General features: G+C 34.5%; 16 protein-coding genes. 6 read left to right on the forward strand and 10 right to left on the reverse strand.

The features are described from left to right. Positions 1-36: 36 nt before the first annotated feature. Both Q0845_RS08065 and Q0845_RS08070 read right to left on the reverse strand, forming a co-directional pair. Positions 37-831, reverse strand: a complete 795-nt coding sequence (locus tag Q0845_RS08065) for a hypothetical protein (protein ID WP_298511562.1) — start codon at positions 829-831, stop codon at positions 37-39. 17 nt (positions 832-848) lie between these two features. Next, the gene (locus tag Q0845_RS08070) at positions 849-1,658 is read right to left on the reverse strand and encodes a hypothetical protein (RefSeq protein WP_298511564.1); all 810 of its coding nucleotides are present in this window, start codon (positions 1,656-1,658) and stop codon (positions 849-851) included. Between the two features lie 188 nt (positions 1,659-1,846). Between Q0845_RS08070 and Q0845_RS08075 the strand changes: the two genes are divergently transcribed. Both Q0845_RS08075 and Q0845_RS08080 read left to right on the forward strand, forming a co-directional pair. Next, positions 1,847-3,970 (forward strand): LodA/GoxA family CTQ-dependent oxidase, encoded by a 2,124-nt coding sequence (locus Q0845_RS08075; RefSeq protein WP_298511566.1) that lies wholly within the window; start codon positions 1,847-1,849, stop codon positions 3,968-3,970. A 168-nt stretch (positions 3,971-4,138) separates the two neighbouring features. Beyond that, entirely contained in the window at positions 4,139-5,218 is a 1,080-nt protein-coding gene (locus Q0845_RS08080; protein ID WP_298511568.1) for an FAD-dependent monooxygenase, read from the forward strand. A 16-nt stretch (positions 5,219-5,234) separates the two neighbouring features. Here Q0845_RS08080 and Q0845_RS08085 read toward each other — a convergent pair whose 3' ends face one another. The 5 genes from Q0845_RS08085 to Q0845_RS08105 all read right to left on the reverse strand — a co-directional run bounded on the left by Q0845_RS08085 (position 5,235) and on the right by Q0845_RS08105 (position 8,836). After that, a complete protein-coding gene (locus Q0845_RS08085; protein ID WP_298511570.1) occupies positions 5,235-6,119 on the reverse strand; it encodes a TIM barrel protein in 885 nt (294 codons plus the stop codon). Positions 6,120-6,185: 66 nt separating this feature from the next. Next, positions 6,186-7,313, reverse strand: a complete 1,128-nt coding sequence (locus Q0845_RS08090) for an alpha/beta hydrolase-fold protein (RefSeq protein ID WP_298511572.1) — start codon at positions 7,311-7,313, stop codon at positions 6,186-6,188. Positions 7,314-7,357: 44 nt separating this feature from the next. Then, positions 7,358-7,747, reverse strand: a complete 390-nt coding sequence (locus Q0845_RS08095) for a hypothetical protein (RefSeq protein WP_298511574.1) — start codon at positions 7,745-7,747, stop codon at positions 7,358-7,360. 179 nt (positions 7,748-7,926) lie between these two features. Further along, the gene (locus Q0845_RS08100) at positions 7,927-8,124 is read right to left on the reverse strand and encodes a hypothetical protein (protein ID WP_298511576.1); all 198 of its coding nucleotides are present in this window, start codon (positions 8,122-8,124) and stop codon (positions 7,927-7,929) included. Positions 8,125-8,170: 46 nt separating this feature from the next. Further along, entirely contained in the window at positions 8,171-8,836 is a 666-nt protein-coding gene (locus Q0845_RS08105; protein ID WP_298511578.1) for a DUF6090 family protein, read from the reverse strand. A 125-nt stretch (positions 8,837-8,961) separates the two neighbouring features. On the opposite strand from Q0845_RS08105, the gene Q0845_RS08110 reads away from it, so the two are divergent. From Q0845_RS08110 to Q0845_RS08120, 3 genes are all read left to right on the forward strand, one after another. Continuing rightward, positions 8,962-10,518, forward strand: coding sequence for an NAD(P)/FAD-dependent oxidoreductase (locus Q0845_RS08110; RefSeq protein WP_298511580.1), 1,557 nt, complete (start codon positions 8,962-8,964; stop codon positions 10,516-10,518). Between the two features lie 107 nt (positions 10,519-10,625). Next, positions 10,626-11,051, forward strand: a complete 426-nt coding sequence (locus Q0845_RS08115; RefSeq protein WP_298511582.1) for a hypothetical protein — start codon at positions 10,626-10,628, stop codon at positions 11,049-11,051. A gap of 215 nt (positions 11,052-11,266) precedes the next feature. After that, entirely contained in the window at positions 11,267-11,536 is a 270-nt protein-coding gene (locus tag Q0845_RS08120; RefSeq protein WP_298511584.1) for a hypothetical protein, read from the forward strand. 111 nt (positions 11,537-11,647) lie between these two features. On the opposite strand, the gene Q0845_RS08125 is transcribed toward Q0845_RS08120, so the two are convergent. Both Q0845_RS08125 and Q0845_RS08130 read right to left on the reverse strand, forming a co-directional pair. Continuing rightward, positions 11,648-15,184 (reverse strand): T9SS type A sorting domain-containing protein, encoded by a 3,537-nt coding sequence (locus Q0845_RS08125; RefSeq protein ID WP_298511586.1) that lies wholly within the window; start codon positions 15,182-15,184, stop codon positions 11,648-11,650. Positions 15,185-15,437: 253 nt separating this feature from the next. Then, on the reverse strand, positions 15,438-16,199 hold the full coding sequence (locus Q0845_RS08130) for a TIGR02757 family protein (protein WP_298511588.1): 762 nt from the start codon (positions 16,197-16,199) through the stop codon (positions 15,438-15,440). A gap of 63 nt (positions 16,200-16,262) precedes the next feature. Between Q0845_RS08130 and Q0845_RS08135 the strand changes: the two genes are divergently transcribed. After that, on the forward strand, positions 16,263-17,273 hold the full coding sequence (locus Q0845_RS08135; RefSeq protein WP_298511590.1) for a carboxypeptidase-like regulatory domain-containing protein: 1,011 nt from the start codon (positions 16,263-16,265) through the stop codon (positions 17,271-17,273). A 106-nt stretch (positions 17,274-17,379) separates the two neighbouring features. Here the strand turns inward: Q0845_RS08135 and Q0845_RS08140 are convergent, their stop codons facing one another. Next, positions 17,380-19,215, reverse strand: coding sequence for a cytochrome c peroxidase (locus Q0845_RS08140; protein ID WP_298511592.1), 1,836 nt, complete (start codon positions 19,213-19,215; stop codon positions 17,380-17,382). Between the last annotated feature and the right edge of the window lie 15 nt (positions 19,216-19,230).

Consider the following 19,230-nt stretch of genomic DNA (forward strand, 5'->3'; position numbering starts at 1 on the left):
TTGTAAATCAAAAAGGTTCTGATTTATAAGAGTCTTTTATTTTATGTGAAACTTTTTTGAAAATGGCATCATTAATTCTTTTCCATCTTCAAGGAATTGAAGTTTTCCTTCTATGAAATAGTTGCCATGTTTTAGAGAATCAAGCGCAATTGTAGCAAAAGAATAATTATCAATAACGGTATATTTTGCTTTTGTATCTACATCATTCCTAAGAATTTTATGTATGACTATATGTCTATTTTGATCTGCAGTTTTCGCAATTGGTGATGATAATGTGACTATAGCACGATGATCGTTTGTTGTCACTTTTGTATCAATATGTTTCAACGATTTGATATCATTTCGAATGCTTGCAGGTTTATTAGAATGTTCAAGCGCATAACTCATGGCAATGACAAGGTTATTTCGCATTAGATTTAAATGATATTTAGGAGTAAGATGTAATTCTGTGTTCGTATTCAAAGAGCGATTAACAGTGTAAGCTTGTTCCGCTTTCACAAAATTTTCAATTTCATTTAGCAATTGATTGTATCCTGTTTGTAAAGATTTAATTTCAGAATTTTCAGCAAAAATAGCAGTATTTATTTTTGACACAAGCTGTGTATAAGTTTCATTAATACTATCGAGTTTTTTAATACGTGTACGCGGTCTTTCTTGAATCTTTATAAGATATTCTTCTTGTTGATATTTTAAGATGTTAGCATTTGTTTCAAAATTTTCATTTAGAAATAGATTTATCTTTTTTAATTCTTCCGAAGTATCTTTTTGACAAGATGAAAAGCTAAAAAGTAATATGATAACTGGTAGTACCAATTTGTAGATAGATTGCATAGCTTCGCTTTGTTAAATTAGTTAATTTCAAATGTTTCACGGAATGGAATGTCTATTTTTCCATTTCTATCAAAAAATTGAACACTTCCTTCAATTTGATAGTTGCCAGACTTTAAAGAATCTAGTAGAATGTCTGTAAAATCATGAATTTCAGAAATATTATATTTCATTTTTTGATCAACATTATTCAAAACAATTTTATTTATTTTAATATTTTCTTCACCTTTTATAGGGATAATATAATTAGAAATCAGTGTGATTTTTGCTAGACTTTCTTGTTGGTTAACATCAGCATTAATGCGGACACGACGAAAACCACAGCCAAAACCTGGAACTAAATTCCCTTGAAAAGATTCATATATATACCTCATTGAAAGTATAAGGCAATTTTTCATCGATTTTAAACGGTATTCATTGCTAAAACTTAAATTATTTGCCGTTGTGGTATACTGTTCTAGTTTCTTATAGTAATATTTCGCAAGAAGATTTTTAACTGTCACAAGAAATTGATTGTATTCTAGGGCAAGCGAATCAATATTTGATTCTTTTGAAGTTAGTGCATCATCAATCTTGGAGATCAATGTTTTGTATGACGACTCTAGATTGTTAGGTAGTTCCATATTAATTTCTGGAAATTCTTTCTGTTGTTTAAAATAAGCAGCCTTCTGTTTATTCAATACAATCTTATTGAAAGCATAATTAGTTTCTATAAATGAATCTAATAGTTTCAATTCTTCACTTTTACTTTTTTCACAAGATGATAAAGCAATGAAAAGTACACTTAAGTAAATACAAATTCTAGTTGTATGCGAAAAGAAATCAAGCATAATGGTTGGCGTTAGTTATGTAAACGTCATTCTTTCACATATTAGTGTGTTTTGAGTTTTTTTCTTAAAACTTACAAGTGTTTAGGATGCTAAGTGTTTTCTGAAGATTTATAAAATCACGTAAAAACACGCTAGTATAAAATTACAACGCCATTTATCTTTAGACAACTTAAAAAATCAACCATATTATGGCAAACTCAAATCCAAAATTTAGAATTTATCCTTCTATCGGAATTGCGCGACTTGGTAATGGTCCAGCAAGGAAAGAAGATGTGATTTTTAGCCCAGAAATTCCTTGGGCAAACTTATATGAAACCGAACAAAACTACCTAACTGCAGATGGTCGTTTAAAGAAACAAGCACAACGTTTCTACATTTACGAATGTGATGAACGCGGAAATCCAACGCAACAAATTAATACAAGCGAATACGAAATCGAATGGTTTGTAGAAGTAGCCAATAAAAAACCTTTTTGGTACGACTTCAACAACAGTTTAGATTTATCGGTGATGATTGAAGATCATCAAAACTTATCACCAAACTTTGCAAAAGACAAATTGGCACCAGGCATCAGTGCAGAATACAGAAACCCAAACGTATTAGATCAAGGATTGCGCGTGCCAGACGGTTATAATTATCGTAGAGACTTGGTAAATCATCCGGGAACTGTGCGTGTCCACGAAGGAGAAAAACGTACAGAAATTAGAGGACAATTTCCTTCGTCAAGATTTTCAAAAGATGGTGTGAGCATGTTGGCAAAACTCATGAATGTAGAGGCTAAAGATGTAAATTTAGGAACTGTAGAATACGATGACGATGGAACGATGATATTTTATGGAGCAGACGGAATTTCTGCTGCATTAAATCCATCCGACTTAAATACAGATTTCGCAGATAATTCTAACTGGTATGATGATATTTGTGATGGACGTGTTACAGCAACCATCCGAAAAAAAGATACGAAAGAAGTATTTAGATTAGATGATGCACAATCTGCTGCTTGGGTTGCTTCGGCTCCGCCAGATTACGCGCCACAAATTCAACCACTTTCTACAATGTTTGATCTCATTACGGGAGCAGCTAACGAGTATCATCAACCAGAATTGGCAACGGTTTTTCCAATGATGTATCGTTTGTACAGAATGCAATGGGTAAACTTAGGTGACTTTTTAGCGCCATCGTTCAAGGAAACGATTGATGAACTTATCGCGAAGGATCAATTCAAATATCTCTACCAAAAAGAACCAAAAGCAGAAGCAGATGCCGTACGTGAACGCATTTTTAATATGTTCCGTAATCCTGCATATAATATGTCGAATGAACCTATCATTCCAAGTAAAAACAAAACAGATTTGGTCAATCGCGGAAGCGGAACCGAAGAATTAAAACTACCATATTATCCAGGTGATGCTATTGATTATCCTGGAAGTCCAGCACAATGGTTTGCCATTCCACCAATGATTTATGAACAATTGAGACAATGGCGAGACGGAAATTTCTATACGCCAGAAAGCTTTCATTTTAAGAATATGGATGAGATGGGTAAATTTTATCAGGAAAAATTCATTGAATCTGCCAGCGATCAATCGCGTAAGCCGTTGCTTATGACGAGAGCAGTTTTAGAGACTTTATATGGAGGTGGATTCCATCCAGGAGTAGAATTGACTTGGCCAATGCGTCACAATCAATTGTATGCTGAAAATAAAGAAACGCATAAGTTAATTATTGATAATGCTGACTACCGAATTGGAGCGTATGGTTTGCGCGAAGTACGATTAAATGCAGCTTCAGAAGAAGAACAATCACAAATATTCTATAATAACTTTGGTTTTTCAATGACTTCAGATGATGTTCGTAATTCAATGCTACCTGGAAGCAAAGACAGTTGGTTTTGGAAAGTTACACCAGGAGATATGACCAAATGGATGGGAATTCCGTGGCAATCGGATGCAGGAAGTTGTCAGGCAGTATATGTAGAAGAACAATATCCTGTGCCATCATGGTGGGCAGCAAATTTACCCGTATTTGTATTGCCAGCTGCAAGTTTTGAAAAACTAAAAGATCCAAGTATTTTACCGGATACCAAGCGTAATATTTATGCAAATCGTTTGGCTTGGCTACATACTGCTGATACTGGATTTATTGGATATCATGCAGAAGGTGGTTATATGAACGGCTTGATCAATATGGTATATCAATGGAAAGATATTGGAGTCGTTACCGGAAGATGGCTGGAAGAAGATATTGACGGAATTCCAAAGTTAGTCTATGTAGCGTACGATTCTAAAGATGTGAGGAAGGAAAATCTTTAGATGCGCTTTGCTTTTAGATTGTTAGTACCGGCTTCGTCTGTTAGACGTGCGATGCTTTTAGACTTGTTTTTGGACGAAATAATCTGTTGTTTATGAAACAGGTTGTCATTCTCCAATTAAGTTGAAGATCGAGAAGTACTAAGAAGCAAACAATTATTATAAAACTACATGCAAAAAGAAGTAATTATAATAGGCAATGGCATTGCTGGCGTAACGCTGGCAGTGCTTTTGCAACGTAAAGGAATATCATTTGCATTGTTGCATAGAAAAGGGGAGAAGCGACCTTTTGGTTTAGGCGAAACTTTACCGCCATCGGCAATGCCTTTATTACAGCAATTGCAATTGTTATCCTTGTTTGAAGAAAATGCGTATCGAAAAACCTACGGATATCATTCTATGTGGGGAAGTTCGCGTGTGACAGATATCAACTTTTACCATCAAAATCCATTTAAGAATGGTTTGAAAATAAACAAGCATCAAACTTTAGAGAAAATGCGAGATTTGATTCGTGAAGATATGATTTCGTATACCAAAGGTTTTGAAATTATCAATGAAGCACATGGAAGTACCGTAGTTTTAGCCAAAAACGATGGTATTAAAATTGTGCAAGGAAAAATATTAATTGATGCTACGGGAAGAAATCGTGCTGTATTACAAAAGCTTAAAATTGATAGTGAAACGCATGACGAATTGGTTGCGGTGAGTTGTCATGTACCAAAAATCAAACATCCAAAATTGACGCATGAAGTGTATGTGGAAAGTTTTGCACAAGGTTGGGGAATTGTCTCTGCGTTGAACGAAACGGAAAATATCTGTACCATTTATACACAGAAAGGACATGAGATTTTAGCAGAACTTAAAGACGTGTCTCAATGGAAATCGGTACTATCGGAAACGGTTTATTTCAAAGATTTTTTAGGAGCAACTGAAAATGTAAAATTAAAAGGAGGCAATGCAAATTCATCCGTAGCCAAACAGATTTCAGGAAGTAATTGGTTGGCACTCGGAGATGCAGCGATGTCCTTTGATCCGTTGTCTTCCCACGGAATTACCAATGCTATTTTTACCGCAGCGAGAGCTTCAGAAACTATTGATAAAAAACTCACAGAAGCCGATCCTGATGCGTTTGCAGCCTACAATGAAACGATGCGGAAAATCTTTCAGCAATATTTACAGTCTAAAAACAATTTGTACCGACAGGAATTACGTTGGAAAAAATCGGAGTTTTGGAAGCGGTTTTTTGAGTAAAATAGGAAACGTTGTTTTAACTGCCTTCTTGCTTCAATTTAGCATTTATTGACTTTAATCCATTTATGTTTTGAAGTAAAACTTTTTCAACATCTTCTGTCTTAATATGTCCCAAAATTCCCCAAGGTCCTTTAAAACCTTCATCTATAAGTTGCTTAATCATCTCAAATTCATGATCTCCTTGGTCTATTGCTAAGATTTGTGGACCTTCCTTTTTCACACCATTCAAATTCACATAAGATAAATAGGGTTTGATCTTTTTGACAATCGAGGGAAATTCATCTACATATTCATGTGCATGATGAAAATTATATACCATTGTGATTGATTTTTGATTCAATCTTTCTAAAATTTCAACTTGATTATGAGGATTTCCAAACCAACCATGATGGTTATAGAGCGCTAATTTGCAACCCAATTCATCTGCTTTTGACTTTATAAATTTGATCATTTCAATAGCGAATTCTATAGATTCTTCCTGCGAAAGTTTTTCAAAGAAATTGTCACTAAAACTTATCCATACTGTAGGTTTGTGATCCATTTCAGCCAAATTTACCAACAATTCTTGATTATTTGAACTCAATTTACCAATACTATCTCTTTTAGCATTTAACCAAAGAAAAATGGAAGTAATTTCAATATCATTTTGTTGCGCCAGTTTGAATTCTTCCTTCATTGTACTCAAATCTCCTTTTCCTCTGTTAAAACCATATTTGGACAATCCCATTTGCTTTAACATGGTAATTCGTTCTTGTGGTGTTCTATCTTGAGAATCAAAACCTATAATACACCAAGGAGATACTTCATTTACACTAATTGTATACTTACTTTCTTTATGCGTACAAGCACCTAAAAACACCAGAAACAGTAGTGAGATCGTACATTTAAAAGAGCTTTTCATAGGTTGTATTTTTTATGTTTTATTTCTTTGCTTCCAACTTTTTGATCAATTTGTCTAACTCAGGAATTACTTTTTTCTATTTTTTGCTTCCATAAGTCCTTCCTTCATTTGCTTTTCAAATCTTGAGTTTGGGTATTTGCTAAGTCCTGTGTTAAAATATTTAATTGCATTCGGATAATCTTTATGTTTTAGGTAGAATTGTCCAAAACGATGTTGCCAATACGCCGAATCATATCTTTTGGTAGTCAATACATCTTTGAATTCGGTCATGAACAGTTTAAAATATTCAAAACGATCTCTTTTCCATGCCAGCCAAATTAATGCGTTTTTTGTGCTATTGTCTATAGTGTTGTCGAAACCAAATCGTTCTGAACGTCCTTTAAAATAACTTGTCAAATATTCCATTCCGCCCAAATCAATATACTGTTGTATGCTTTCAAAAACAAGCGAATTATAGTTATGATAATAGAATTTCAATCCTTTGTATAGTGCCAAATGCGCTAAGCTTTCATGTACTTCATTATTGTGTAAATCATAGTTCCACACAAGATTTTTGGGACTATTTTCTTTTAAAATTTCATGAAATTCTTCGGTATAATCGATATTATAAATATCTTTTTTAGAGTTTGCCATGTACAAATAGGTTGCTTTGTCCGTAGTAAAATCTTTAAGCATTTCTTTAGACGCATACCCTCCATTACTTAAAATGGCTCCATTGAAGATTTCGGGATGTGTTAAAAGTAATTCACTGGCATAATAAGCGCCACCTTCCCAACCGAAAATGACACGTTCTTCATTTGTGCTGTAATTTGCTTTGACAAATGGAATGACTTCATCAATCAAAAAGCGTGAGAATTTTTCTTTTTCATCTCCAAACCAAGTCCATCTTGATGATTCATTATCTGTAATGCCTACGACAATCATTTCAGGAATAGCGCGTGGACTACGGATGGATTTTAGCAAACCTACACCACTTAAAAAGTACTGTTGTCCGTCTAATATATACAATACAGGATATTGTTGTTTTGATGCTGAGTATCCATCAGGCGTGTAAACCTGAATGACCCGTTTTTCGTTTAATATAGTTGATTCAATACTATAACTTGTCCCAACAGTAATTTTGGAACTGTTTTCTTGTGCTAGACACAGCGTAGTTAGCATGGAGCAAGTTATAAAAGTGAATAATAGTTTCATAAGGTAGGTTTTATATCAATGTTTTGTATGTATTATACAGCGTGTTAGGTGATTCTTTTATTCAATTTTTTCATCAATCCAATGACTACTATAGACGCTAATATCATAGGCAAAGCGATCGATGAAATTAATAATAATTCTTCTCCTTTGTTGTAATCAGTAAGACTTCCATATATAACATTTGACATCACCCAAATTATCAGTCCGATTGTCAGCCAATTCAATATTTCAAATACTTTATTGCCAAAATTTTCAAATTTGTGAGTTAATAACAAGAATAGTATCATTAATAAACAAGCGAATACAGTTACGATATTTATTCCAGTATTATGCCCAGCAGAACCAACCGTAATTATTGAAAAAAGAACCAAACTAATATATATTATTCCTCCAATTATTAAAAGCCATTTTGATATTCTAAAGTATCTTATCATTTAATGTTGAATAGTTTTTTATCATATATATCAGTCATTTTACATGAAATCCCTCTTATTTCCTATAAATGTAACACAAAGATGATACATGTGCAATGCGATTTTCTATGATTAATAAAAAGCATAAAAACTATGCATACTGAAAACGAAAAATTTTGTTGTTGAGGTTATTAGTTGAATTAAGACTGTTGTTCGTTTGAATTTTTATTTCGCGCTCTTTTTTTATCTATAATAGTTCCGATTAAACCTCCAATAGCTCCTGCCACAGGAATTACAGCTAACACATTAGGTGATTTATGAAAAACGATTGTCATCATAAGTCCAATAATAACTCCAATCATAGCCAGTCGTACAGAAACTTTGTCTATTTTTTTCATGAGATATAAAATCTATTTTGATTACGGTTTTTTAGATTGTCGATTTTTATAAAGCAACTTCCACCATTTTGATCAGTTTATCCAACTCAGGAATCACTTTTTTCTGATACCTATTAATCATAATTTGATGTAAATATTGCAAACTTCCTAGTTCAAATTTTAAATTATCATCCGTTCGTATCAAGTCAAATGATTTTCGACCTGCAAACTTACCATTAGTGAATGTATAGTATTTTTTAATGCTTTCTATAAAACTCTGTTGGACGAAACTTGAGTTGCCTTCAAGTCCCTCAATTCCTTTGTAAACGACTTCATACAAAATGGAAATTTGTTTTCGTAAATCATCGTCTTGAATGATATGTAAGCCTATAGATTTTAAATATTCGTAGGTAGAAACATCCGAGACTAAAAATGTATTATCGGAAGCCTGAGACATTTCCCTGATCACTAATTGATCATTAATTGGATCAGAACTATGCAACGCTTCCAGAATTCGTCCACAACTTTGTTGCACTCGTTGATGTGTAGCTAGGTTGGCATTGACATCTTTTAAGTCATTTTGTAAAGAAGCTTTTAACTGTTTTAAAACGGTTTTTTCTAATTGAGCTTGTTTTCGGTTTTCATTCCAGTTTTGAAATGTAATGGCAAGTGTAATACCTATAAAAATCAGCAGAATTTCCCCTAAAGCATATTTCCAATTAATTTTTTTCATGTGATAGAATTCTACTGTAATTTACTTAAGATTGTGGAAAAATCAAAAGTAGCTTCTTAAATTAACTTTTGAATTACTGAGAAATCTAAAAACAAACTCTCAACAAAAAACAATAGCTTTGCAGCATGATCAAAGAAATTCAGTTACGCATTACAATTGAGGAAGAAACGCAAGAGGATATTTTGATGCAAAAAACCAAGCAAAAGCTAGGGAAATTGGCAGCAGGTATCACAGGCATCAAAGTATTGCGAAAATCAATTGACGCGCGCAAACCGTTGATTGTTTTTAACTATAAAGTTGCCGTTTACATCAACGAAGCACTTCCCGAAGCGAGCGAATACCAATTTGATTATAAAGATGTGTCTAACGCAAAAGAAATTCATATTGTTGGGTTTGGACCTGCAGGAATGTATGCTGCTTTGCGTAGTATTGAATTAGGTTTTAAGCCGATAGTGTTGGAACGTGGAAAAAATGTAAAAGAACGTCGTCGCGATTTACGTGCCATCAACCAAGAACATTTTGTAAATGAAGATTCCAATTATTGCTTTGGAGAAGGCGGCGCAGGAACGTATTCGGATGGAAAATTATATACGCGAAGTCTAAAACGTGGTGATGTGCGCAGAATCTTTGAAAATTTAGTGTATCATGGCGCAACCGATCAAATATTGGTAGATGCGCATCCACATATTGGAACAAATAAATTGCCCAATGTTGTTAAAAATATTCGCGAAACGATCTTAAAATATGGTGGTGAAATCCATTTTGAAGCACGTGTAACCGATTTGATCATCAAAGAACATAAAATACAAGCCATTCAATTGTTAGATGGCCGTGAAATGATTGCAAATCGCGTCATTCTGGCAACAGGACATTCGGCAAGAGATATTTACGAGTTGCTTCACAAAAAAGAAGTAGCACTCAAAGCAAAATCGTTTGCCATGGGCGTTCGGGTAGAACATCCACAGGAAATCATTGACAACATTCAATACCATTGTACAGGCGAACGCAACGAGTTATTACCAGCTGCAGCGTATAGTTTGGTGCATCAAGTGCGCGATAGAGGTGTGTATTCGTTTTGTATGTGTCCAGGCGGATTTATCGTGCCAGCTGCAACCGCAAATGGAGAAGTTGTGGTGAATGGAATGTCTCCTTCTCGACGAAATAATAAATTTGCGAATTCTGGAATTGTCGTTGAAATCAATGCGGAGAAAGATTTATTCAAATACGAACAATACGGCGTACTAAAAGGATTGGAATTTCAAAAAGATTTGGAACGTTTGGCGTTTACCGCAGGCGGAAGAAGTCAAGTAGCACCAGCGCAACGTTTAACGGATTTTGTGGAAGGGAAATTATCAACTGATTTGAATCCGACATCGTACCAGCCAGGTTTAAAATCGGCACCATTACATTCACTCTTACCGAAATCTATTGGTGGACGTTTGCGAAAAGGATTTGCTGCATTCGGACAAAAAATGAACGGTTATTATACCGATCAGGCAAATATTATTGGTGTGGAATCGCGTACATCTTCGCCCGTAAACATTCCGAGAAAAGAAAATTTAGAACATCCAGAAGTAACTGGTTTATTTCCGTGTGGAGAAGGTGGCGGATATGCTGGCGGAATTGTCTCTGCTGCAATGGACGGCGAACGTTGTGCGGAAGCAGCTATTATTGGATTGTAAATTGTTTACAATGAAGTCCATATAAAATCAAAGAATAATAAATAATTAGTCAATTAAAAAATATTGATATATATTGTTGACAGAAAAAAATATTAAAAATCCCGATTATGAAAATTTTGAAAAAACTGTCATTTGCACTTGTTACACTCATGTTATTATTTTCTTTTGCAGCTCCAGAAGGGAATCATGTAGGAAAATGGAAAGGGCAAGATAAAGGAGAAATAGGTTTTTTAACTTTAACAAGTGATGGATATGCTTCGTTTGAAATTGGCGGTCAAGTTGTTGGCGGAAGATCATATGCAATGCAAGGTGTCAATGCAGCAATGAAATATACGATTAACAATGGAGTTACGCCAACAGGAATTGATTTTATTATCATTGATAATGGTTCGAAAAAAGAGTTAGGAAGACTAAAAGGCATTATAAAAATGAAGTCTAATGATGAAATGCAAATGGCCATGACTTTTGGTGGAGGTACAGGTAGACCAACAGATTTTTCAACAGATGCCATTGTTTTTAAACGTGTCAAATAACTAGAAAAAATATAAAAAAAGATAAAAATGAAGCTTCATCAATAGATGAGGCTTTTTTATGGAATATACTTTTTGATTTAATTTAAATTACTGATAATTAATGATTTGAATATTATTTTTTTAATCTAGAATTGTCGAATACTAGATTGCTTTTGTTGTTTTGTCTGTTTTTTCAGGATAGGTTTGCTTCAATATTAATTTTTAAAACTTGTATTATGAAAAAACAAAAATTAAACAATTTAGCATTAAACAAAACGTCAATTTCTAATTTACAACGTAGTATGATTTCTGGAGGAGGAACTGATGACTATTTAACTATTACAAGAGAAGATGATCATACTTGTAACAAAGACTGTAATCTACTTAGTCAAAGAGGAAGATGTGGAGTTCCAAATGCTACGGAAGCGTATAATTGTACCGTAGATTCTGTAGCCATGTCAAACTGTGCACTTACTCAATGTCAGTCGGCTACTGCGTGTGCTTAATAAATTTATAAATTAAATTTTTGGTCTAAACTATGGTTAGGAGTTTTCTTCTAATCATAGTTTTATTTCCATAATCTAAAAATCCAATTTTCTAAGCAAGTCTAAACCTTATTAGTTTTTAATAAACTTAACAATTTGATTGGTATTACCAGATTTTACTTCCAAGAAATAAAAGCCATTAGACAAATGTTTAACATTCAATTCATGAGTTGGCTTGTATACAGAGAGTTGTTCATTTATAAGTAATCTTCCATTCAAGTCATAAACCAAAATAGTGTTGATATTGTTTTTGGTCTTTATTTGTAAAATACCATTAGTTGGGTTAGGATAAATGGATGCCTTATTAGCTTCAAACTCACCAACGGATAAGCGTTGTACAATTTCTGTCATAGCAGTATTGGTGATAATCGGCGGATTAAAATCAAAATAAATATCGGCTACACCAGTGATGATATCTCCTACAGCAACATCGCTTTTTGGTTTTATCTTAAAAGTAATATAACCATGAGAATTAGGTTCATCGTTTGTACTGTCTGGCAAATTAATATTGTCAAAAATGAACTCAATATCATTTCCATTAGTAATCTCTACACGTCCTGAATGACTTAGACTCTGCAACTGCATTGTAGACCAATCTAATTTGCTATCCAATACATGTTCAACTCTTACATTTATAGCACTTGCTGTTCCAGTATTTTGAAAACGGATAATATAATGCAAGTATTTGTCGATGTCTTCTAATAGAATTTCATCACCTTCTAATACACGAATATCATTTGGATCGTACGATCCTATAACGGTTTGGCGTAAGCTGAATACATTATCTCCCGGAGTTTCGTCTCCAGATAATGGATTTATAGTAGCAGTAGATGTTAGTATATCATCTATATTGGTAGTTGGTGGCGGAAATACGTTAAAAAATAAATCTATAGTTCTTGTTTCAAACGGACTTAAATTTGTAAAATTAAAAGTTAAGGTATTTGCAGTTTGTGAGCTTACAAATTGGCTAGCATTTAAAAATTGCATTTTGGAATTGTTAAACTCAAAAGTAATATCGCCGCTTAATTGTGTATTCCCAATATTATTGTAAACTATTTGATATGTGGTGTCAAAACCTGGTCGAGGATCATTAACAGATGGATAAATTGCGATATTTAAATCGTTATGAGTTCCTATGGGCTGCAAACAAAAATCTACAGTATCTACGTTTCCTATTCCTGTAAAGTTTGATGTTGCTGACGCAGGAGTTACCGTATAATAATCAGATAATGGTGTCACGATGGAAGTCGTAAAATCCCCTAATTCTGGGAATAATTGATACACTCCATTGTTAAGCGAAAAAGTAGAGAAACTCGTAGTTCCATCTGTAGTTTCTACTAATAAATTTCCAATAGATGCGTCGTTGTTATCACAACCATCTGCATTTAGATCCATGATAATTTCTCCGCTTATTTCATTTGTAACATTTCCTAAATTTTTATACCAAGCTACTTTAGCATCTAAAGCTGATGTTGAAAGTACATCTATATTGCCATCACCATTTATATCACTGGCATATACTGAGGTTGCTTCATCTGCCATTGTAGAAATAATCTGTTGCGTACCAAAAGTACCTTGCCCATCGGTATTTTCATACCAAGCGATTTTGTTATCAGTACGAGAAGAAGACAATACATCTATATCACCATCGCCATCTAAATCTTCTGCATACACTGAGCTTGCACGATCTGCCAATGTTGTAATGATTTGTTGAGTACCAAAACTGCCTTGACCGTCTGTGTTCTCGTACCAGGCTATTTTGTCATCACTCTCTGAGGCTGATAAAACATCCATATCGCCATCGCCATCTAGGTCAGTTGCATGAACCGATGTTGGATAATTTATTGATGTTGTGATAATTTGTTGGGCGCCAAAAGTTCCTGAGCCATCGGTATTTTCATACCAAGCAATTTTATTATCCCAACGAGAAGCAGAAAGCACATCCATATCACCATCGCCATCTAAATCAGCAGCATAAACACCCGATGGCCTATCAGTCATTGTTGAAATTATTTGTCGCAATCCAAAAGTACCTTGTCCATCCGTGTTTTCAAACCAAGCTATAGTATCATCATTTTCAGAAGAACATAATACATCCATGTCGCCATCGTTATCAAAATCTGCAGCATACACTGAGTTTGCACCATCTGCTATTGTTGTAATCGTTTGTTGCGTTCCAAAAGTACCTTGCCCATCCGTGTTTTCATACCAAGCTATGGTATCATTATCACGAGAAGAACATAATACATCCTTATCACCATCATTGTCTAAATCTACAGCATACACTGATTTTGAAGCTTCTACAGTTGCAATGACCAGTTGTTGTTTAAAAGTACCCTGCCCATCTGTGTTTTTATACCAAGCTATATTGCCATCTAGTGACGCGGAAAGCACATCCTTATCACCATCATTATCTATATCACATGCTTGCACTGACCATGCAGAGACTGTTAATGGTGTAATTGTTTGTCGAGGTCCTACGGTGCCTTGCCCATCTATATTTTCAAACCAAGCTATTCCGTCCCAAGTAGATACAAAAAACACTTCTTCATCACCATCACCGTCTAGATCAGTTGCATGAAGCGATCTTACCTGAACATCTACTATTGTTGTAATTAATTGCTCAGCACCAAAAGTACCTTGCCCGTCTGTATTTTCAAACCAAGTTATTTCATCATCAGGGTTAGCGGGATGCGAAAGTATATCTATATCACCATCATTATCTAAATCTGTAGCAAATAGTGAACTTGTAGTCGCAGTAAAAGTGTAACCGATAATTTGTTGACTTCCAAAAGTACCTAGCCCATCTGTATTTTCGAACCAAACTATGGAGTAGCCAAAGTCAGAAAGTACATCCATATCACCATCACCATCTACATCATGTATGAATAAATGGGCAATTTGAACTGCATTGGTTGTAATAATTTGTGGTGATCCAAAAGTACCTAGCCCATCTGTATTTTCATACCAAGCTATTTTATTATCACTTCGCGATGCCGAGATTACATCCAAATCACCATCACCATCTATATCACTTGCTTTTACAACTCTTGCTCTGTATGCGCTGGTTGTAATAGTTTGTTGTGATCCAAAAGTACCTAGCCCATCTGTATTTTCGTACCAAGCTATTTTATTATCATAAATTGATGCAGAAAGTACATCCAAATCACCATCACCATCTATATCTGCTGTATACACTGATAGTGGATTATCTACCATTGTTGATATTATTTGTTGGGCACCAAAAGTACCTAGCCCATCGGTATTTTCATACCAAGCGATTTTGTTATCCCAAGCAGAAGTAGAAAGCACATCCATATCACCATCACCATCTATATCTGCAGCATATACTGAACTTGCACTATTTACTGATGTACTAATAACTTTGTGAGCTCCGAAAGCACCTTGCCCCTCATAATTTTCAAACCAGACGATCATATCATGGCTTGCAGAAATTAAATCTATGTCACCATCGTTATCAATATCAACAGAATGTATGCCTTTTGGAGATTCTAGCTCATTTGTGATTTGGTTTTCTTCAAAACCAATCTGCGCATATCCATCATAGGACATAAATATTATTAGTAGGAAAAGTAATTTATCTCGCATGCCTATATTTTTTAATTCTTAGTTGGTACATTTTTTCTCGCTTTTGACAAGTTTTACATCGCTTCTATTATCATAGTAGTCAATTGAAATTCTGTATATTATGAGTATTTTAATAACAAAAAGGGGATGTGAAACTACAATGTATAGAATTATTTTTTAAAAAAATGATAAACTCACATTTTTAATGAGATAGGCTTAAAAATGCGCTATTTTTAAAGTATTTGCTTACTTTTTTACATGCGACTAGTTTATCCTAGAACTTCTCAAAAACACCTAATCCAAACAGCGCAAAATCATACTTTACAGGATCATTCGGATCTAATTTTCGCAGTGCAGTATCCAATTCTAACAAAGCTTTTGCGTCATTCTGTTTGCGTTTTAATAAACCTAATTTTCGTGCTACATTTCCTGAATGTACATCTAGTGGACAGGATAATTGCGAAGGCGAAAGGGTTTTCCAAATTCCAAAATCTACTCCAGTATTATCATCGCGCACCATCCAACGAAGAAACATATTGATACGTTTGGCAGCACTTCCTTTTTTCGGATCAGAAACGTGTTTTCGTGTACGTTCTGGATATGGAATGCTAAAGAAAACGTCTTTAAACGCAGAAATGGCATCTTGCATACGTTCTTCTTTGGTATTTGCAAAAACGGCTTCTAATCCACCATGATTTTTATAAATGTTCTGTAAAGCTCTTATAAAGAAAACAAAGTCCGTTCCGTTAAACGTTCGATGTACAAACGATTCCAGAGATTCTAGGTCTTCTTCTGTATGATTCATCACAAAATCGTAGGGAGAATTCCCTAACAATTCCATCATTTTCTTGGCATTATTATTGATCATTTTTCGATTACCCCACGCAATGGTAGCCGTTAAAAAAGCAGCGATTTCGATGTCTTCTTTAGCGTGAAATTTGTGTGGAATTTGGATCGGGTCGCTTTCTACAAATTTGGGTTGGTTGTATTCTACAACTTTTTCATCTAGAAAGGATTTGAGTTCAGTTAAATTCATGAGATATAGCAATCTTTTGACAAAAATAATTATTATTTTTAGTAACCATCAATCAAAAAACGCATGAAAAAAAATTACACGAGCTTTTTTCTTTATTTAAGTCTATTCTTCACAGCTATTTCGTATGCACAAACCTTAGAAGCATATGTATTAGATCAAAAAACACAAGAACCTTTGTTAGGTGTTTCTATTTATTTTGATGGAACTACTATTGGTACGACGACGAATGAAAATGGTAAATTCTCCATCGATTATAAACCTTCAACAAAATCGCCACTCGTAGTTAGCTATATAGGATATGAAACCTTATTGTTTGATGTTCGAAAGTTAGAAAATGGCGCGAAGATTTACATGAAGCTAAAACCACAAGCTTTAGGAACGGTTTATTTAGAAAACGATCCTTGGTCGCGCCGAAAAAAGATGGAAATTTTTAAACGTGAATTTATAGGCAAAACTGTAGAACCGTATCTATGTCAAATTATGAATTTGGATGATATCGAATTGGTATACAATCCTACGACGCAAAAACTCAATGCGTATGCAGACAAGCCGATTATCATTAAAAATAAGTATTTGGGATATACAGTTTCTTATACTATGGAAGTGTTTGAAGCCGATTTGCGACTTACCACAAGAGGCGATGTATTGACCCGAAGTGTATATGTAGAAGGTGCTACTTTTTATACAGAACGCAATAAAAGAGTCCGCAGAAGGCATCGAAAAGCAAGAGAGAAAGAGTTTGGAGAATCGGTTTTATATTTTATGCGTTCTTTAGCCAAAAAACAACTCACAGAGAATGGTTTTCAAATCTTTCGAAAAGGATTTATTGTGCCGCCGTATAAGTATTTTCAAATTACACCTATGGGCGAAGATACCAAAGTAAAACTCACCGCAGATCGCTTGGTAGTTGTGTACGACCGTTTTCAAAAATCATTTTTGACAATTTTAGATACTGAGAAAGAATTTATTATCGATAAGTATGGAAATTATTCGCCTCCGAGAAAAATTTCCTTCGGAGGCGTATTAGGAGACAAGCGTATTGCGAATACTTTGCCGTTGGATTATAATTTATAAATCAAAATATGTTTTAATTGAAAATACCTAACTGAGTTATTGAGAAGCTATAAAAATAGTACTTCGGTTGAATCTCGACTGCGCTCGATTAGACACTTTTATAAACTTATAAATTGTCTTCTTCCAGTTGATCTTCAAGCGAATTCATGAATGCAATTATCGCTTTGATTTCTTCTGGAGAAAGTTCTAAAGGATCTGGCGGAAGCGTTTGGTTTTCCAATTCAATTCCGGTGCCAGCACCGCCGCCAAGATTGTAAAACTTCAAGACTTCTTCTAACGTATCGTATACGCCGTTGTGCATATATGGAGCGGTTTTGGAAACATTTCGAACTGTCGGTGTTTTAAAAGCATGCTTTTTCAATTCGGCTTTTGCCACATTATAACGACCTAAATCTTCATCGATGGTAGCATTTTTCCATACTTTGGTAGAGGGAACACCCAAAACTTCCAATTCACTTTCGGCAAAATAGGGTGGAACGGTTCCATTGAACACTGGCGCAAAATGACAAGTAGCGCATTTTCCTTTTCCCATAAAAAGATTAAAACCCAAGGTTTCTTCTGAAGTAAATGTATTTTCTTGCCCAGAAATATTTCGGTCAAATTTTGAATTGAAAGGCGTCAAAGTACGAATGTACATTGCAATGGCATTACGAACCGATTTATGATCAATTCCTTTTTTGTATAACTTTTGAAAACGCTTTGTATAGGTTTCAGATTTTTTCAATTTTTCAATGATCACATCAGTATTGGCGTGAAATTCATTTTCATTATTGATGACATCCAAGATTTGATTTTCTAAGTTTTCGACACGTGCATCATAAAATTGTGATTGCTGAATGCTCGAATAGAGTAGTGTAGGTGAGTTGCGCTGTACAAAGTTTCCGTTGTTGTCTTTAGAAAAACGCATGCCATCTGTAAAGGCTTTTTCAGGTTGATGACAACTTGCACAATTCATCGTACCTGAGTTTGAAAGTGAAGCATCAAAGAATAAATCTTTTCCCAATTGCGCAATTTCTGGAGATATTTTCGGACTATAACTTGGCTTAAATGCATTTGGATTGAACGTTGTTGCATCATAAAACGAGTCTATTCCGTAATTCAACTTTTGCTTCAATGGAAATTCCACTTGCCAATCAGTTACCGTTTGATTCCACAAAGAAAGCATCGGCTGTAGCTGATTTTTAATGAAGCTGTAACGATCAAAAGCATTGAAACTTTCTGCTTTATCAAAAGCTTGCTGTGCTGCTTGCAATGCAACAATCCAGTTTTTGTAAAGTTGTTCGTTTTTAAAATGTGTTTTGTAGATATTAAAATACTTTTCTAAGCTAACAAATACTTCTTTATTTTCAGGAATTGAAAGTAATAATATAGGCGAATCAAATCCTGAAATTCCCATCGACATGACTCTGACAAGTGCCTGGCGCGTAAGCCATAAAAATTTATAGTCAGTATGTTTTAAGATGGAATTGTGTTTTTGTTCCAGTTTCAGTTTTCTGTAAATATCATTTGCATAGCCGTGAATCGCCACTGTATCAATTTCCGTTGCAGCAATGGCTTCTTCTAAAGCTTGAAAACCAGAAGCTTCAATCACTTTTTCGGCATTATCACCTTCGTCTACTTTAGGTAAATTGGCTTTATTCAATCCATAATAATTCGCACTATTATAAAAAGATAAGATAGGTTCCATACGTTTAAAATCGATTCTAGCTGCCTTAAAATAATACAGGATACTATCTTTAGTGGCGACTTTTCGTAACGCATTTACATCATCAATACAGTTTTTTAAATCGTCTCCAAACTGCGCTATAAAAGCATTCGTAATGACTTTATTCTCGTTTACTGGAATAGGAACAGTATCGACTGTATTTTTACAAGAAACCAGTAAACTTATAGATGCGAGAAAGAGGCTTACCTTATAATAAGCCCCTTTCGGTAGATTCATTTTTTGTAGCATGAG

It is taken from the genome of uncultured Kordia sp. (assembly GCF_947489565.1).
GTDB lineage: Bacteria > Bacteroidota > Bacteroidia > Flavobacteriales > Flavobacteriaceae > Kordia.

What these genes read in the sequence shown, in the direction of transcription:
- Q0845_RS08065 (WP_298511562.1), bottom strand. Translation starts at nt 831, where the DNA reads ATGCAATCTATCTACAAATTGGTACTACCAGTTATCATATTACTTTTT.
- Q0845_RS08070 (WP_298511564.1), bottom strand. Translation starts at nt 1,658, where the DNA reads ATGCTTGATTTCTTTTCGCATACAACTAGAATTTGTATTTACTTAAGT.
- Q0845_RS08075 (WP_298511566.1), top strand. Translation starts at nt 1,847, where the DNA reads ATGGCAAACTCAAATCCAAAATTTAGAATTTATCCTTCTATCGGAATT.
- Q0845_RS08080 (WP_298511568.1), top strand. Translation starts at nt 4,139, where the DNA reads ATGCAAAAAGAAGTAATTATAATAGGCAATGGCATTGCTGGCGTAACG.
- Q0845_RS08085 (WP_298511570.1), bottom strand. Translation starts at nt 6,119, where the DNA reads ATGAAAAGCTCTTTTAAATGTACGATCTCACTACTGTTTCTGGTGTTT.
- Q0845_RS08090 (WP_298511572.1), bottom strand. Translation starts at nt 7,313, where the DNA reads ATGAAACTATTATTCACTTTTATAACTTGCTCCATGCTAACTACGCTG.
- Q0845_RS08095 (WP_298511574.1), bottom strand. Translation starts at nt 7,747, where the DNA reads ATGATAAGATACTTTAGAATATCAAAATGGCTTTTAATAATTGGAGGA.
- Q0845_RS08100 (WP_298511576.1), bottom strand. Translation starts at nt 8,124, where the DNA reads ATGAAAAAAATAGACAAAGTTTCTGTACGACTGGCTATGATTGGAGTT.
- Q0845_RS08105 (WP_298511578.1), bottom strand. Translation starts at nt 8,836, where the DNA reads ATGAAAAAAATTAATTGGAAATATGCTTTAGGGGAAATTCTGCTGATT.
- Q0845_RS08110 (WP_298511580.1), top strand. Translation starts at nt 8,962, where the DNA reads ATGATCAAAGAAATTCAGTTACGCATTACAATTGAGGAAGAAACGCAA.
- Q0845_RS08115 (WP_298511582.1), top strand. Translation starts at nt 10,626, where the DNA reads ATGAAAATTTTGAAAAAACTGTCATTTGCACTTGTTACACTCATGTTA.
- Q0845_RS08120 (WP_298511584.1), top strand. Translation starts at nt 11,267, where the DNA reads ATGAAAAAACAAAAATTAAACAATTTAGCATTAAACAAAACGTCAATT.
- Q0845_RS08125 (WP_298511586.1), bottom strand. Translation starts at nt 15,184, where the DNA reads ATGCGAGATAAATTACTTTTCCTACTAATAATATTTATGTCCTATGAT.
- Q0845_RS08130 (WP_298511588.1), bottom strand. Translation starts at nt 16,199, where the DNA reads ATGAATTTAACTGAACTCAAATCCTTTCTAGATGAAAAAGTTGTAGAA.
- Q0845_RS08135 (WP_298511590.1), top strand. Translation starts at nt 16,263, where the DNA reads ATGAAAAAAAATTACACGAGCTTTTTTCTTTATTTAAGTCTATTCTTC.
- Q0845_RS08140 (WP_298511592.1), bottom strand. Translation starts at nt 19,215, where the DNA reads ATGAATCTACCGAAAGGGGCTTATTATAAGGTAAGCCTCTTTCTCGCA.